Annotated in this window: 16 protein-coding genes; 4 read left to right on the forward strand and 12 right to left on the reverse strand. The window is 47.1% G+C overall.

The features are described 5' to 3' along the window. Positions 1 to 32: 32 nt before the first annotated feature. Genes V6C93_RS14440 through V6C93_RS14450 form a run of 3 tightly spaced genes read right to left on the reverse strand, consistent with a single transcriptional unit; the run spans position 33 to position 2,273 of the window. Complete coding sequence (locus V6C93_RS14440; RefSeq protein WP_333477359.1) at positions 33 to 1,073, reverse strand: hypothetical protein; 1,041 nt, start codon at positions 1,071 to 1,073, stop codon at positions 33 to 35. A gap of 14 nt (positions 1,074 to 1,087) precedes the next feature. Further along, positions 1,088 to 1,516 carry a hypothetical protein gene (locus V6C93_RS14445; protein ID WP_333477360.1) on the reverse strand — a complete coding sequence of 143 codons (429 nt, stop codon included), beginning with the start codon at positions 1,514 to 1,516 and terminating at the stop codon, positions 1,088 to 1,090. Further along, positions 1,491 to 2,273, reverse strand: coding sequence for a response regulator (locus tag V6C93_RS14450; protein WP_333477361.1), 783 nt, complete (start codon positions 2,271 to 2,273; stop codon positions 1,491 to 1,493). Before V6C93_RS14450 ends, V6C93_RS14445 begins: the two co-directional genes overlap by 26 nt. 123 nt (positions 2,274 to 2,396) lie before the next feature. Here V6C93_RS14450 and V6C93_RS14455 point away from each other — a divergent pair, with 123 nt between their 5' ends. After that, positions 2,397 to 2,837 (forward strand): toll/interleukin-1 receptor domain-containing protein, encoded by a 441-nt coding sequence (locus V6C93_RS14455; RefSeq protein ID WP_333477362.1) that lies wholly within the window; start codon positions 2,397 to 2,399, stop codon positions 2,835 to 2,837. A gap of 21 nt (positions 2,838 to 2,858) precedes the next feature. After that, a complete protein-coding gene (locus V6C93_RS14460) occupies positions 2,859 to 3,446 on the forward strand; it encodes a response regulator transcription factor (RefSeq protein ID WP_333477363.1) in 588 nt (195 codons plus the stop codon). Positions 3,447 to 3,498: 52 nt separating this feature from the next. On the opposite strand, the gene holA is transcribed toward V6C93_RS14460, so the two are convergent. The 4 genes from holA to V6C93_RS14480 are packed head-to-tail and all read right to left on the reverse strand — an operon-like array spanning position 3,499 to position 5,827. Continuing rightward, complete coding sequence (holA, locus tag V6C93_RS14465) at positions 3,499 to 4,422, reverse strand: DNA polymerase III subunit delta (protein WP_333477364.1); 924 nt, start codon at positions 4,420 to 4,422, stop codon at positions 3,499 to 3,501. Further along, complete coding sequence (gene dnaX, locus V6C93_RS14470; RefSeq protein ID WP_333477365.1) at positions 4,422 to 5,525, reverse strand: DNA polymerase III subunit gamma/tau; 1,104 nt, start codon at positions 5,523 to 5,525, stop codon at positions 4,422 to 4,424. Before dnaX ends, holA begins: the two co-directional genes overlap by 1 nt. A gap of 3 nt (positions 5,526 to 5,528) precedes the next feature. Further along, positions 5,529 to 5,705, reverse strand: a complete 177-nt coding sequence (locus V6C93_RS14475; RefSeq protein WP_333477366.1) for a hypothetical protein — start codon at positions 5,703 to 5,705, stop codon at positions 5,529 to 5,531. Then, entirely contained in the window at positions 5,684 to 5,827 is a 144-nt protein-coding gene (locus V6C93_RS14480) for a hypothetical protein (protein WP_333477367.1), read from the reverse strand. The genes V6C93_RS14475 and V6C93_RS14480 overlap by 22 nt, the downstream gene beginning before the upstream one ends. Before the next feature lie 63 nt (positions 5,828 to 5,890). Between V6C93_RS14480 and V6C93_RS38740 the strand changes: the two genes are divergently transcribed. After that, the gene (locus V6C93_RS38740; protein ID WP_414644178.1) at positions 5,891 to 6,130 is read left to right on the forward strand and encodes a helix-turn-helix domain-containing protein; all 240 of its coding nucleotides are present in this window, start codon (positions 5,891 to 5,893) and stop codon (positions 6,128 to 6,130) included. Between the two features lie 95 nt (positions 6,131 to 6,225). Continuing rightward, a complete protein-coding gene (locus V6C93_RS14485; RefSeq protein WP_333477368.1) occupies positions 6,226 to 6,963 on the forward strand; it encodes a hypothetical protein in 738 nt (245 codons plus the stop codon). Positions 6,964 to 7,021: 58 nt separating this feature from the next. Here the strand turns inward: V6C93_RS14485 and V6C93_RS14490 are convergent, their stop codons facing one another. From V6C93_RS14490 to V6C93_RS14510, 5 genes are all read right to left on the reverse strand, one after another. Then, on the reverse strand, positions 7,022 to 7,396 hold the full coding sequence (locus tag V6C93_RS14490; protein WP_333477369.1) for a hypothetical protein: 375 nt from the start codon (positions 7,394 to 7,396) through the stop codon (positions 7,022 to 7,024). 5 nt (positions 7,397 to 7,401) lie between these two features. Then, positions 7,402 to 8,199: a hypothetical protein gene (locus V6C93_RS14495; RefSeq protein WP_333477370.1), complete on the reverse strand. Its 798-nt coding sequence runs from the start codon at positions 8,197 to 8,199 to the stop codon at positions 7,402 to 7,404. A gap of 28 nt (positions 8,200 to 8,227) precedes the next feature. Beyond that, positions 8,228 to 10,147, reverse strand: coding sequence for a hypothetical protein (locus V6C93_RS14500; protein ID WP_333477371.1), 1,920 nt, complete (start codon positions 10,145 to 10,147; stop codon positions 8,228 to 8,230). Further along, positions 10,147 to 10,977, reverse strand: a complete 831-nt coding sequence (locus tag V6C93_RS14505; protein WP_333477372.1) for a hypothetical protein — start codon at positions 10,975 to 10,977, stop codon at positions 10,147 to 10,149. Before V6C93_RS14505 ends, V6C93_RS14500 begins: the two co-directional genes overlap by 1 nt. A gap of 117 nt (positions 10,978 to 11,094) precedes the next feature. Next, on the reverse strand, positions 11,095 to 13,818 hold the full coding sequence (locus V6C93_RS14510; protein ID WP_333477373.1) for a hypothetical protein: 2,724 nt from the start codon (positions 13,816 to 13,818) through the stop codon (positions 11,095 to 11,097). Positions 13,819 to 14,149 lie beyond the last annotated feature (331 nt).

The raw sequence follows: 14,149 nt of genomic DNA on the forward strand, positions 1-14,149 counted from the left end.
CAACAAAACCCCTCCCACAAAGAGGGGTTTTTCTATGCGGCAAAAAACACGGTGTTATTAGGGATAGCGATGTACTGTGTGGGGTTAGTAGCACCCAACAGCAATCGCACCTCCCCAATAGTGGAGATAGTGAGAAAAGCTGAAACAAGAGTACCGGTGGCGGATGACCCATAAATCGCAAATCGCGCCAATCGGTCTGGGCGAAACCCTGTAGGTAGGGTGCAAATTAGATCGCTGTTAACCAACGCGATCGCTTTAACCGCCGTCCCTGACAACTGCACTAACTTATCAGCAAACTTCCGATAGGCTACCGCTTCACCACCAGTTAACGTGCCCCAGTTAGAGGCATAGGTGACGGGCGTCCAAGCTGGGATGGTGAAGCCAAGCTTGGACTCAGAGATCGCGGCGTTACTTGCCACTTCAGTATCTGTAATTCCCGTCGTTGGGATATGAAACCCGTTGCTGTATTTTGCGGCATGGGTGTTAACCGCCCCCGCAGGTTCAAAACTGTTACTGTTTGCGATCGCGGCACTACCTAACCCTAAATTAGTTCGAGCGGCGACTTTATCCGGAACATCAGTTAGGTTTCCGCTTTTGCTCAAAACATCGGTAGATAAGCTATTGAGTTTATTTTTGTCAGTCGCACTCATCAACCCTGGCGCTAAGGGTGTAGCTAAGGGGTGGTTTGTAGATGATTCGTGAGACGTGATCGCGCTCGATGCAGCGCCAGCCGCATCAAAATCTGTGATTGCCTTAGTTGAGGCTGTACCCAACGATGCCGTTAGAGCGTATTGCGAATGTGGGTTCGTTTCAGCCTTGTGCGTCGTTATTGCGTTAGTTGCAGCACCAGCCGCGTCAAAATCGCCAATCGCCTTAGTCGAAGCGGTACCCAATGATGAGGCTAGGGCGTATTGGGTGTGGGGATTACCTTCAGCCTTGTGAGACGCGATCGCGCCTGTAACTTGCGATAAAACTGCAATCTCATTACTTTGTGTAGCAGGATTTGCTACAGGATTGGGAACACCTCGAAAATCAAGGCTCTCCATCACCCGTTCTCTACCTTCGTCATTCATCTACCAACCCCTTTCTAATTACGATCGCGTTCAATTGCCGAAACCCGTGCATCATTGTAATCAATCCGCAGCTCGTGGTAATCCAATTTGGCGTTGTGGGTATCGGCGGTTTTTTCCAAAGCGTTGATCTGAGTCTGCGCTTCTTTAAGACCCACCTCCGCGATCACAACGCGACTATTTAGCCCTTCCACAACCGCCAATACCCCTTGAATTTTGCGAATCAGCCAAGCCACCACGGCGTAGATGGTACCCGCGATTGAAAGTAAAGTAGGTAGGTCAATACCGCCAAATCCTTTTGGGGATTTAAGTTGTGCCATTACCCACCACAACAGGCGCTCTCCTAGCACAACCCCACAAATGGCAACCAAAAACCACAACCAAAGTCTAGGGTTCCCTTTGAGTTTTTGAATACGCTCCTCATTGTTCGGAGGACTGGGTTGCATCAATTTTTTCCTCCGCGCTTGGGACGTGATACTCAAAACAGGTGGCAGGGGATAAAACTACAACTTCCCCGCCGCGAAGCTCAGCTTGTCCGTCAATTTTATAGCCGTTAACCCATACACCATAACGCGATCGCGTGTCTTGGGTGGGTTTTTTCACAATCGCACCATCGTGAATCCATGCGGCTGACTTTTCTTCTCCCGCCACTTTGGGAATAATGGTACACGCGATTGCGCTGGTATAGGGGTCACTAACTCTGACGTTGCACTCTTTCTTCCTACCAATAATTAGATAGCCGCTCAGCTCAAATTTCTGTCCCTCTTCTGGAAAATCCCGGGATTTGAGAAGGATATAGGGTATTAGGGGCTTTGGTGCGGGTTGCTCTTTTACACGATTGAGCCTTACGCGGACGGTTTCTAGAAGCTCATCTCTGGTGTAAGGCTTAGTTAGATAGTCATCGGCACCTAGATTCATCCCTTTGCGGATGGCAGCTTTTTCCACAGCCGCTGAAATGAAAACAAAAGGTGTATTTTTGGTAGAGTCATTGAGGCGAATGCGTTCTAGTACGCGAAACCCTGAATCGCGATCGCCCATACGGACATCGCAAAGTATGAGGCTGGGTGTTTCGGCAAATGCCATGTACAACGCTTCTTCGGCAGACGCCGCAATCTTTACCGTGTAACCCTCTAGCTCCAGGGAGTCCTGGATGTTTTCACGAATGCTTTCTTCGTCATCTACGACTAATATGTAGTCGTTCATTGGACTGTTGAGAAATATTACTTCAAGCCTAACACAGGTCGTTGTTGGGCGAAATCCGTGAACTTGCGGATGTGCTTTTTTTTCTCAAGTGATACTTTTTTAGTATGTTTTGCCCATTCAGACGTGAAACTCTTTCTTAGTTATTCCCGCCACGATGAGGAAATAGCTCATAAATTAGCCAATTTCCTCAACAAGTACCATAATATCTGGTTTGACAAGCAAGACATTTTAGCAGGCGATGATTGGAGCTTAAAGATAAAACAAGGTATCAATCACTGCGATGTACTGTTATTCTTAGTCTCCCCAAATTCCCTAGGCTCCACGTATTGTGCTTACGAAGTTAAAGCGGCAATTCAGCAGAAGAAGACCGTTATCCCATTAATGCTGGAAAACACCCTACTCCCACCGCATTTAGCTAAGCTTCAATGGGTATTTTTAGAAGATTTTGAAACGGGGTTGTGTGAATTACTAGGCGCACTTTCCAATCGACCTGCACGGGCTTGGCTGTGGCAGATGCTATGCCTACTGGAAGCGATCGCGCTGGTTGTGGCGTTACTAATCTGACAACTATTAGTTGTCAAACATATGGTTGTAAAAATATTGGTGATTGAGGATGAGCCGGACATCCGGGAAAATTTAGAGGATATTTTAAAGGCTGAAAGTTTTGCTGTAATTACAGCAAAAGATGGTTATGAAGGTGTTGCCAAAGCGATCGCGGAACTACCTGACTTAATTTTGTGCGATCGCATGATGCGTCCTGGTGATGGTACTTACGTGTTGCGCACCATTCGTGGTAACAATACAACATCTCAAATCCCTTTCATCTTCCTGACGGCAATGGCGGCACACAATGATGTTCGAGAGGGGATGAATGAAGGGGCTGATGATTATCTTTCCAAGCCTTTCAGCCGATTTGATTTGTTAGCGGCTATTTACGCCCAGTTGGAAAAAGCCAAGTCTAGAGCGGCTGATACAAAGTCTAAAATCGCGGTTATTAGTGAGGCGCTTCGTACTCAGCTCAACCATATTTATGGCAACTTAGAGTTGTATCGTCAAGATAATCCCAACGTATTGCAAAATGAGGAGTTTTCTGACGCTTGGAATGCGACACTTTTGGTAACGGTTAAGTTGGAGAAGTTGATAGCAGCATTGGTGCCAAAAGCTCCCTACTGATAGCAAAACCCCACCTTGCGGCGGGGTTCTGTTGATTGACAACTGTTAGTTGTCAAGTCAGCGCAAGTAGAGCAAGAGTGAAGCCTTCCTCGTCTAAACTACGCTTCAGTTTGCACTCCAACTCAAACAACGCGATCGCGCCTCGTCTTAACCATTCCACATCTAAGGGTGCTACTTCCTGGCGCAGGTAATACAACCGCTTGGGATTACCAAGGTTGAGCCTCTGCGCTAACACCTCATCAGAAACAACACGGGCGGTTTTTACAGTTAGCCAGCGACGGAACATGGTTAACAACGCGGCATTGATTTTCAACGGATGTTCACCTCGTGCCAGAAGTTCAGAGGTTAGGGATAGTACTTCTGTGTGGTTGTGATACCGGATGGCATTGGCTAGCGCGATCGCGTTTTGGTTTAGATTGGGAACCAGTTCTTGCACCCAACTTAAGTGTGGATTACTACCCCCTCGAAGCAAGTGTCGAGAGAGCGACAATTTCTCTAGCTCACTGTGGATGCGGTAGGCATCCTCACCGATGGCCTCGGCTAAATAGTCGGCAACTGGATTAGATAGCCGCAACTCCAAATCAGTGGCTTCCTGCTGAATGTATCGGGACAATGCCCCAGCTTTCCAAATCGAAGGTAAGTTGTAATCCAACACTTTAGCCTTGGACTTTACCAACTTACCGACCTTGGTTCTGGCATCCAGCACTACCCGCAGAATCACAACACAATAATCTGGGACATCCACTAACTGCTTGATATAAGCCTCGTGGTCAGACTTTAAGTCTCCCTGCACTACCAGCACCTTAGTGGTACTACCGAATGGCATGGTATTGGCTTCAGAGACCACCTGCTCCAACTCCTCCACACCATAGCGATGGAAGTTGAAGGCTTGCCAGTTAGGGTCAAGTTTGCTCCTGTGTTCCGCCACTACGCGATCGCACTTGTAAGCATCGTTTCCGGTTAGCCAAATCAACATCAGAATACCCCCGACGATGCTAGGCGAAGTAGGCAGATTTCTAGCCAAATAGCTGGATTAGGGGAAAACTGAAGCTCTGATTCAGACTTCTGCAAACCCTTAAGCCCAGCTTCAATTTGTTCGTGTGAGCCGTATGGGAGCAACTTCTCCAGCAGGGTACGGTCAAGGCTACTGATTAGCGGAATTTTTGCCTTACTCCCTTCCCTCCCACACAAATCTAGGACGTACAAATCCCGATAGACCGCCAACAGGTCTTGTAGGATGGCTTGAGGGTCTAATCCTTGTTCTAGAACAGCATGAGACTCCATCATCAAAAGCCCCACATCCCCCGATAAAATCCCTTGCACCAATTTCCACAACTGTTCAGTAGATGCCTGTTTGAACAACGTCCGCACGTCGTCTGGCACTATGGGTTTACCCAACGCGGTCAACTGTTCTAAAGTTTGCAAGGCGTCTCGCATACCCCCTTTTGACAATGACGCGATCGCGGTGATTGCATCTTGGCTAATAACAATATTTTCCAACTGCGCGATCTCAGTAAGCCGATGCGCAATATCAGCCACACCAATGCGACCAAACCGGAGATGCAAGCATCGACTGATAATCGGTTCACTGAGTTTTTCTGGGTCTGTGGTACACAACAGGAACACCACACCTGCGGGGGGTTCCTCAAGCGTTTTCAGGAGTGACGCCTGCCCAGCCTTGCTGACAAAATGACACTCATCGAGTAGGAAAACACGATACCGTGCCTGCATCTTGGAAAACTGCGCAGACTCAATCAGCTTACGAATGTCATCCACGCCGTTGTTGCTGGCAGCGTCTAGCTCAAAAACGTCCAGAGAGTTACCCGACTCTATGGTTTTACAGTTACTACAAGCCCCACAAGGGGATACGGTAGGTTTATCATAGCTAAGGCAGTTTAGCGACTTTGCCAGTATCCGAGCGGTTGAGGTTTTCCCAGTTCCTCGACCGCCCTCTAATAAGTAGGCATTGGCTATGCGATCGCGTTCAATGGCGTTACCTAAGGTGGTCTGAATTAATGGCTGACCAATCAAGTCTGCAATTTTTGATGGGCGGTATTTAAGGTGAAATGGTATGTGCATCTTTTAGTACTCCGGTGGCGCGAAAGCTTGCCTGATATCTTCATCGTGCTGATCGGCTTGCAATTCTCGTTCAGCCGACGCGAAATCCTGATAAGCATCATCGTCTTGGGCTGCGTGTACAGATTGCTCAAAGCCCCCAAGATCTTCCCATCGACTATCTAAAGTCGGGTCATTTGGCATAATAAATTAACCCCTTTACGGGGTGATAGGCAGCGATCGCGTAAGTTTTTGCGGACAGGCGCGATCGCTTTTGCTTTATCCCTAAAAGTTAGGGCATACTCATATTGCAAATCATTTTTCAATTTTTGTCAATCAATTTTTGAAAACTAATTTACTATATAGGAGTACAAGTTTAAGGGATGGACATGGAAGCTTTACTAGCTAGCGCAGGTATCACAAGAGAGGCGTTAGCTGAATCGCTACAAATGAGCGAAACCACTATACGTAATTGGATAGGAGGTCGAACAGAGCCAACATTAACACCGAGTAAATACGAGACGCTTTTGACTTTGTTACGGTGTAGTCCTTCTCAGCTTTCTGAAGCGTGTCGAGAGTCTATGCTAAATCGACAAAAGGGTAGACCGGGAAGGCGCAGAAAAGCTTAGTCAGGTTTGAAGCAAATAAACAAATCGCCTCCTACCAGTCTGGACAACTTCAGGAAGCGATTGCTGTTCATCTCATCTAACAAAAAGAAGAACGAATGTCTAATTTATCAGTTTTCAACAAAGATGGACTCGAAATCATCATAGACAATGATACTGGGGAGAGTTTTTGCTCAGTATCTGGCTACGCTCGAATGAGTGGCAAGGATAAGTCTACAATTTCACGCCGCATGGGAACCGTTGCATCGACGCAATCTAAAACGGCTGAAATTCAAACAGTAAAAGGGTTAAGAACCGTTGCAATTGTTTCGGAGGATTTAATTTCAGAGTGGATAGTTGATGATAATCCTGTGATTGCCAAACAGCTTCTCAGGGCTGGGGTTCGAGTATATTTGCACAAAGCAGCTGGCTACAAGGTTAGCTCTGAAGCTATTCAGCCACAACCAAAAAGCCAAGCCGAGATATTTCTTTTGATTGCTCAGCAGATGGTGGAGCAGGAGCGTCTAACCAAAGAGTTGGAATCTCGTTTAACTCAATTCGAGCAAATTCGGGATGAAGCGATTGCGGATCTCAATACCCTCGAACCCCCGTCTGTGGAAGCGGAAGAACTTAGCACAAGAGCGAAAATCAGACGACGGGTCACAGACTTTGTTGTTGCAAAAGGGTTGGGGTATCAAGAAGCATATGCGCAGCTATATCGAGAGTTCCGCGATCGCTATCACACCGATTTGCGCCAGCGTGCGAAGAACAGTGGCAAGAAGAAGCCCTTGGATATTGCTGAAGATCTGGGTCTTGTAGAGGAATTGTACGCCGTAGCTGACGATTTGTTCGCCTGATAGTTTAGTCCAGTAAAAATATTTGTTCCAAGCGGGGTAACACCCCGTTTTTTTAGCTTTACGGCAAAGCAAATAACCAAATCCCGATCACGTCATCCTGAACCTGATGAGTATCACAAAACGTAACTTCAACGATATCCCCTTCTGTACCAACCATTTTGGCAGGGATAAAGCCCAAGCGTGCGCGATGGTCGCTTTGCGAACCGGCGAAGCCATCACCATTGATTTCCCAACAGTCCCCGATTTGAATTCGGGGATGTCCTACTTCTGTGGGGATTTGAAAAACCGTGTAAGTATATTGCTGGTTTTTAAACACTACCCCGTTTCGTAGAGGTACAAATACCCAAGTCATTAGAGGAAGGATTTCTCCTTCCTCATAAATTTCGTAGTACCCCGCACCTCCTGGGGGATTAAAACCAAGACTTGTGGGCATCGCAACTACATTGTTAAGGGTTGGTCAGATTCATCTGTAAGCGACTGTCCAGACTCATCCGAAATCGGTTCAGCTAACGTGTTTGTCCCTTCAGTGTGGGTTCCGTCAAGGAAGGTGATGAGAAAGTTAGTCCCAGTAGCATCGTAATAGATGTCGCCTACAATCTCACCGGCATTGGCTGACCAACCTACCGTAGCCCCTGCGGGTAGATTCTCAACCCCTTGCGTGGTTTGAATGGTACCAATTTTTGTTCCAATATTCATAACCGTGATACTAGATGCCTTGGTAATAGACCCCTTACCAACCCGCCCCGTATCAGAGGTATTGACAAAATTAGGGGTTGATACCGTCCCCCCAACTCCAGTTTGACTAACTGGCGCAACGGCACCACCAATGATACCCAAATTTTTCAAAGCGTAAGCGTTAATCGCCACCTTGGTTTCTGGCAGCGGGAAAGAGTTACGATCGCCTTCGCACTGCATGTCGATTTTTAAAGCCCAAATTTCCGACACATCGAAATACAGCACCGCTTTTTTCCCGGCACCTAGGTTATACGGGTTCTCACCATTCCACTTCCGCAAAACAGTGGTTTGGGTGGTATACCCTTTGGCATTGGTGATAAGGTCGAACCACTGTCCTCCCATTCCCGCTTGGTACTTCATGGTGAGGAATTTTAAGGGCTTCTGCCCCATGTTCATGATTTCTACTGCGATCGCGCGGGTTTCTTCACCAATACCAATGACATGTTCCTTAACGTTAGGGGCAACGTTAACCTTAAGTTCTGGATATGTGGCGGTTAGCATAATTTTTGTTGTGGCGTTTTTATTAAGTTTAGTCTGTAAGCGCTAGGATTAACGCGATCGCGTTTTCCGTTGTTGGCACTCCCAATTGAGCAGGGGTGACGTTGTGGGGGTTGTTTTTGTTGGTAATGTGGTTAAACACATCCACAAAACTTCCCGGCACTTCCGCGATACACCCTTCAACGGGGTCATGGGAAATCCGTGATACAACCGAGCCATCTAAATAATACCCAACCGCCACTTCATAAGTCCCGGCTACCAAACTACCTCCCACGATCCCATTTAGTGTTACCCCTGGCGGGTCAAACAAACAGTAGTCGCTACTGGGTGGTGTAGGCAATGCCGTAATCTCCGTCAATCCTGTCAAACTTGCAATTTGAGGAGACGTGATCGCGGGTACTGTAGCTCGATAAATCTTCCCCCCAAATCGAATAAACACCGCGAGTGTAATTAAATTAAAACTCCCTTTGGTGTTTCCCCCAATGGTAGGGTAGTCTGCTCGAATTGCTACGGGATAAGTGCAGGTCAGAGAAATGGCTTGGTTTGCCGTAACCGTCACACTTCCCCAACTCCCAACTTTAGAATATCCGGCAGCACAATCGACAATAGCCCGAACCGCTTCAGTCCCTGGTACTGTACTCCCTCTTAAAAATATCCCCCCATTCCCATCAACCGTAACTTTCTGCCCAGTTTTATTCGGCGCAATTCCGTACACTCGATGCCTAGCTTTGGTCGGAAAACTAAAGCGCTGCACCAGAGCACTACCTTCCAACACATCCACCCCACCCCCATTGTTGGGCACTACCCTCATGCGATCGCTGGAGTAGAACACGATATCCTTCCCCCCAGCAAACTCCCACAAGTCCCCAGCAAAGTTCCCAGCTTGGGCAAAAGGGTAAAGTATGATACTCAGTCGTGTTCCTTCTGTAACACGTCGCTGTACCTGTTCAGGGCGAAACTGCAAGTAGACCTCTACAAAATATGCCCAACCTACGGGTAAGTCCGTTCTAATGGTTAGTAAGCCTCTAACCCCATATTCCCAAATCCGGACAGCCCCCAATTCATCAATGGTCGTGCCGTTACTATCAGTGATAACTAATGCCCCAGTTGCTAAATTGACTATCCCCCTAGGACGCACCACTAACAACTGGTCGTAAAGTTGACTTCTAATTATCCCTTCTTGCCGAATTTCCACCCCAAACGTTGTCCCAGCGGGCATCGCCATTGAGCCATCATTGCGCCAATAAAGCTTAATGGGCATTACACTGCGTGACCCGTCCATTGGATATTTAGGCGGAGGTAGTACTGCATCTAACGCCACAGCCGTTACATCAGCGGCGCACCCACTACTTCCGTAAGGGTCAGTTACCGAACTAAGTAGCGGGTTACCTGCCATCCGCACCCACTTCTCTGTTGGGCGTCCTGATGGGGTTAAAATTTGCGTTCCATCTACCGGGCGATAGTCCCCTGGGTCGTAATAATAAAATGCGCCTTTATCAGAAATCAGGCGCACCATTCCTAAAAGTAAGTCGCTTCCCGTCGGCAACTGTGCCGAGGTGTTGACAGATGGTGCGACGGCAACATGAGCATCGCGACTTAAAACAATAGGGGTTAGCGTTCGCTCACTCACCCCAATCACGCGCCCATCTTGGTCTACCGCGTAAGCATAAACCTTCCACCCCGCTAATACCATGCCGTTGTGGCACAGCCAGTACCAATGAAAGTCTGTGGCCTCGGTTTTATTGGTAGAAGGAAAAGTAATTTGAATTGCCTGACTTGCGCTGTAGGTGACTTCTACAGTGTCAGACGCGATCGTAAATCCTGCCCGATTTTGTCCATATAGAGTTAGTTTTAAGCTTCCTGGCGCACTAAACTGACCCCCGCTGATAAGAGCGACGACACTTGGCACAAAATCTAACTTCGTTAATCCGTAGGCAAACTCACAAGGCATTACAGCATTCTCCACGCGATCGCGCCGGCATAACTTGTACCTTGAAAATCAAACGTAGCAATAGCGTGTCGTTTATCTTTCAACTCAGAAACGGGTATCCCACTCCCTGAAGCAGTCTTTACAACTGCGCCTTTACTTGGTTTGTCAACACTAATCCAGTTTTGTAGGTAATAATAAGTTGTAAAACGCCAGTCTGTTTGCTTATAAAAGTTTTGTAAATAATAATTATTCGCCATATAATAAAAGCCCAGTTCTCCCTGTAAAATTAACCCGTATTTTTTAGCTTTTGCGGTTAAAACTTTAATGTCGGTATCTGAAAATTTAAGTATCTCTTGATTAACATTAAACCAGTCATACTGAAAAAAAGGCATCCAAAAAACAGAATCAATACTTTCTAATTCATTTGACGTTATTGACTTAAGCTCAATACCTAAAGGAGAAAGAACATAGTCTTTTAAAAATTGTGAATTAAGTAGAGGATTTCCTGTGGCAGGGAGTGGTGTACCTAAAAATGTAGTTCCTGTTCCCGTGTAAATTTTCTTGCTTTTATCGGCACCAAGAGTTTTAAAAACACCTTGAAGAAACTCAATATTACCCTTAAACGTTTCTTTTATGTAAGCTGGATTATTAAAAAATAGTGTAGAGCTATCATCCCATATATTACCATCAAGCAGAAATACGGTATTATAACCAGTCGTTACAGGAACGGGACGTGATCGCGTCTTCCTTGTATTAACGCTACTGGTTACGCGTTGTGGTGGCGCGTCAATCGTCAGCTCTTTTTTTAGAGTGTCCGCGATCGTTTTTACTAACTGTTCTTTATCGCCCACGGAAGCTTCGGGTTGCGTTTACAGGTACCGATTTTAACTGTTTTTTTACGTCTGCCATTAATGCAGCATCGTTTTTCTTTAGCGATTCAGCAATATGTTTAATTAACTGGTCCTTGGTCACAAGTTAAAATTCCTTCTACTGGGTAAATTGGGGTCTAATATTTCCCCTAAGGGGTATCTATCTGGGATATATAACCGTTGCAGAGTTTGGCCTTTAGGTTTGCGTTCTGGTGCCGCAACAGGAGCCTTCCGACTTGAATACACCATTGGAGCAGCGCGTTCTATCCCTAAGTTAATATTACAATTTCTGCCTAATAAAATAGGCGCTCCTCCTTTAGAATCTATCAACACTTCTCTGGAAATGCTTAGTATTCGTCGGGGTCTAACGGTATTGCAAGCGACATACGTTAAAGTGTCGCCGGCTTTCATGTTGAGGTTGAAATCAATACTAAAACTATCTTTTGTTCCCCCTGTAAGGTTTTGAATTGTGAGATCTGTTTGTGCAGCGGTTAGTGCTTGACTAAGAGTTGTGGCGAATGGATAACTTAAACTCCCTCCTTCCACTCTGGCATCCGGGTTAATCCCCCCACTGCTGAGATAATGCTCAATTTGATTTTGCGCCGTGGGACTACTTTTATTGCTACTGCCGTTATCCGCTTCTGGTTCCACCTTGTCCCATAAGGTGCGGCGTAAATGGGTGGGTGGCCTACCGTAGTTCTTTTCCCCAGTACTCATAGCTAACGAGTTGGCAAACTGGGCATCGCCTGATGAGTAGTCTCTTTGAGTGACGATGTAGGAATCCTGCTCGTCTAACAGGGGTTGTGAGACTTGGAGGGAAGGATTAGGGATATTAAAGTTATCAGTGCGTGTGTTAACGCTGGGGAGTACCGTCACCCACTCCTCGTGATACCGTTCTTGACCCCGTGTTAACGGTTGCCGCAATTCATCCGGTGGGGAATTTTCCGGGTCGGGTCTGGCGCTGAAGGCATTTTCCCTAGTGGTTTTTCTCACTACAAAAAACTCTTCCACCCAACTGGGGTCTTCGACTTGCGCGTATTGAGATGTGCCGTTGGGAAGGCAAATTTTATAGGTCTCCACCGGACGGGGTGGCATGTCGTTGTAGTAGTCGCGCTTGGCTTCTAGGTAGTAGCGCTCGGCACCAAGATTGGGAATCCACTGAAAGTAATGACAGTTTAATACCGCCCCTTCAATGCTGTCTTTGGGGTCTAGCTTGGTTGTTTCTAAGCTGGTACTCTCCACCTTATAACGCCCCAATATTTCCCCAACCAAGTCCCAACCCAAGTAATATCCTGTATCGCGAGACACGCTAAACGCCCCATCCATGTCCCAGAAATGTTTTTTAGTCCACTGTTCTACGGGTTGCCAGCACCCCGGTGCCACCCCACCGCGATCGTCGATGGCGTCTGTTTGAGTTGCACCGACCAGCCTACCCCCGTCAGTAAACATGTTCTTGCCATAAAACACAAACCCGTACTTTTTGTATGAACTCTCAACAGGTTGGTCATCTTCAGTAATTTCAATTTCCTGTTCTTTAGTGGGGCCGGAGTTATCAAAGGTTAGGGAAATATCTTTTAATGCCCCAGTGCCAGCAGGGGGAATGCTGGGGTCATCCACAGGTTTTGGTACAACTTTTCTCACTGGAACATGAGCTTTCCATCGAGGTTGTTGATATTCAGAATTGGCGGTTGTATCTTCCTTGTCTACCGCTTCAGGTGGTTCGCTAAACTTCCCTTCTAGCTTTCGCTTCGGGTCGTAGGTTGCTACCCACGGGTAGATTGAAGTGTTTTCATGTGAAGGTTGAAGGTTGAAGGTTGAAGGTTGAAAGCTATCAATTGTTTCACGTTCTACCAAATCGGGATGTTGAAAAGCATTCCCTACCCCTAAGTTACGTCGCTTTCGACCTGCTACAGAGGTGGAGATATCGGATTTAATTTGCCAAGTGTCTAAATGATGATGTGCTACCCCATAAAACGATCGCGCACTCACCGATCCAAAGTTGGAGTAGTCCAAAAAGCAGCCAAACATCCTTACCTGCTGTTGCGCCAAGTTCATGAAGTTCCCTGATTCATTTCCTTCAGCTGCGATCGGAACTTTCATAAACGGCCCACTGAACGCATCACCAACCTTAGCGGCTAATGCCTGCACACTGGTGTAGGTAGGGGTGGCTTTTTTCTGTGCTCCATCAGGTATCTGTCCAGCACAATTGGGGTCTAATTCCAACGCTGGACTTTGGGTGCTTACCGTACCCCCACCTTTTAGGGGTACGTCAAAGTCGTAATTCTCATGCCGCCCCCCTAACCCCACCTGTACCGATATCTCATGAATCCCGTTGGAACTTTCGGTGAAGCTCAGGGATGACACCCGAAATCCAATCCCAAATGCGCTAAACTCAGCCCCTTCACATAGCAAAGAGACTACGCGATCGCGCATCCCAGCCCAAGTGGTGAAATTCAAGCTTCCCGACGGATGTCCCTCGAAGTTATCCGTCCAGCTAAAACTCCCTTGAATGGGAAGTTGGTAAAAGATTGCAGGGTAAGGCGGTGCGAGGTAGTCTGTCCTAATGCTTTCTGCCCCAGAGGCTACCACCAAGTCTCCAGCTTCCACCCCAGGTGATAAAGCGATTTGAATTTCGCCCGACGGTAACACTAAATATTCCCCAGGTTGAGGCGTGGGGTTGGGCGATTGGATATAGGTGGTTCCGGCAATTGTGACTTGCTCCGGCACCACACCTAAATTCACTACAGCGGTGTTGTTGGTTGGGGTTGGTAGAGGCGCGATAACACTGTCTTGGAAGTCGCCAATTAGGGTGATAAGAGGCATTTTGGAATTGACAACTGTTAGTTGTCAGTAGAAAAGTTTGGCGCGATCTGCTGCAAGCAACAGATCGCCTGTTGAATCGTGTTGAATCGAGTTGTGAAAAGCAGAGCGGAGACGAAACGAGGTGCGCGGAGCGGAGTTGTTTTTTAATATTAAGCGATCGCGCAGAACTTAATCTACGCGATCGCCTGTTGTGATGAGTTGTGGTAAAGAGTGATGAAAAGAGCCGAGAAGATCAGAGCAGTGCCGAGTAGTGTTGTTTCCTAATATTAAGCGATCGCGCAGAACTTAATCTACGCGATCGCCTGTTGAGATGCGTTGGGGCGAGTCGAGT

This window comes from Allocoleopsis sp. (assembly GCF_036703385.1).
Classification (GTDB): Bacteria; Cyanobacteriota; Cyanobacteriia; order Cyanobacteriales; family Coleofasciculaceae; genus Allocoleopsis.